The 714-nt window shown below is 44.7% G+C and carries 1 protein-coding gene; it reads right to left on the bottom strand.

The genetic code is table 11. The annotated features are described in order from the left end of the window. The coding region (locus A3757_RS26330; protein WP_197469750.1) for a hypothetical protein at positions 1 to 714 on the bottom strand (714 nt) is incomplete at both ends.

Here is a 714-nt window from a genome sequence, read left to right as displayed (position 1 = left end):
ACCAAGCCTTCACCTGAACTGAGCGTTGTAAGCGCCAAACCATTTTGCTCTGCGGTCACGTTTAATCTAGGGGCAATATTCGATTCTGTAATCGTGATCTGATGCTGCTCGTTCGCACCTATCACCGCATTGACCGGATCATTAAATGTAACGATAAGCTGCTCATCACTTTCAACAATTTGGTCATCTAAGACTTCTAGTACTAGCTCGGCAGTCATGCCTTCGTCAAAAATGACGACACCGCTGACCTTAGTGGACTGCTCGGTGACATTTGAGCTAGTAAGTAAGTCGTAATCATTTTCGTTAGCTGTACCACCAAGACTGTAAGGAACAAGCACAGGGTAAACTGGTGCCTCCCCAGATAAGCTCAAGTTAACTGAAACACGATTGTTTTCACTTGTGACCTGAGCTTTGCTTAACAAAAGTTGCGGTATTATCTGTATAGACTGGCTGGCAATTGTTCTATTACCGGCCGAGTCTTCTGCGAGCCAGTTAACTATGTGATGCCCCGGTGGTAGGTGGGTCTCATCTAAATTAATAAGCGCGACACTTCCATCAACATTATCGCTTGCACTAATATTACTCATTGGCACTGCAGTTAATGGCCCATTAGACGCCAACGTAATTTCAGAAACCAAATCAATCACCGGCGCCTCAGTATCTGCCGCACTAAGGAATTCATCCAAATTCGTTATGCCGTCATTGTTAGTATCA

This window comes from Oleiphilus sp. HI0117 (assembly GCF_001635235.1).
Note: the sequence above shows the minus strand (reverse complement) of the source record. Positions and strands in the feature narration are given on the sequence as shown.